This is a genomic window from Gordonia sp. i37, assembly GCF_002043085.1.
In the GTDB taxonomy this organism is placed as follows: domain Bacteria; phylum Actinomycetota; class Actinomycetes; order Mycobacteriales; family Mycobacteriaceae; genus Gordonia; species Gordonia polyisoprenivorans.
In genome coordinates this window covers 1-914 of record NZ_MVPX01000693.1, presented here as the reverse complement: position 1 = coordinate 914, position 914 = coordinate 1, and the positions used below count along the sequence as shown (strand labels likewise).

The following is a 914-nucleotide window of genomic DNA, read 5'->3' as shown; positions in this document are numbered from 1 at the left end:
GCCGTGCCACTCCCGATGGTCGAGGTATGGGCGAGGTGCCGAAGAGCGCCAGAGACGAGACTCGAGACACCGTGCGCCGAAATATATTCGGTCCACGGTGGTGCGAATCCAGCACCGTAGCAGTCGGTCTCGAGGCTCGCCGCACGCGGCTCGCACCTCGACCAGCGGGGTATGCGCTCCCCTCGAACGATGCTGACGCCCTCTCCACCCGGTGGCCTCCCCTCCCGGTGGTCGAGGTGCACGGCGCCCCTGGCGCCGGGCCTCGAGACCTCTTGTGCCGACGGGATTCCGGGCCACTGGCACACGACCACCTCGACCATCGGGTGGGGATTATCTCTATGGAGTTCTCAAACAACAGATGCGGTCCCGGCCGGGCCGGGTGCAGGGAATCAGGCTGTAGTGGAGGCGCTTCGGGTCAGGCTGCGGTGTCGTCGAGTCGCATGGTCCGTCGGTGATACGACGGCACCGGCCGGCGTTTCGGGTCGATGCTGGCGGGTGGGATCAGCCAGGGGTGTCGGTCGAACCCGAGGATGATGTCCCATCCGTGGTGGTGGACATCGTCGTGGCAGCTGCTGCACAGCAGGCAGCCGTTGTCGAGGTCGGTGGGCCCACCATCGCTCCAATGCTCGAGGTGGTGTCCTTGGCAGCGTCCGGCGTGCGCACCGCATTTGATGCATCCGCGATCACGCACCAACAACGCTTTGCGTTGGCCGGGGGTGAAGAAGCGTTTCGCTTCGCCAACACTGAGTGGTACCCCGTTGGGATCGAGCATGATCTTGGTGATCGTGGTGTCACACGACAACAACTTGGCGGTGGCTTCGGTGATGGCACCCATGTTCTGCAAGTTCCCGCCGAGTGCCGGGTTGTCGGCTGACCAGGTCCACAACAGCCCGTTGGTGGGTTTGGCCGAGAAG

Annotated in this window: 1 protein-coding gene; it reads right to left on the bottom strand. The window is 64.8% G+C overall.

From position 1 onward, the window contains the following. Positions 1-415: 415 nt before the first annotated feature. On the bottom strand, positions 416-914 hold a 499-nt coding region (locus tag B1964_RS29675), incomplete at its 5' end, for an HNH endonuclease signature motif containing protein (RefSeq protein WP_139765980.1).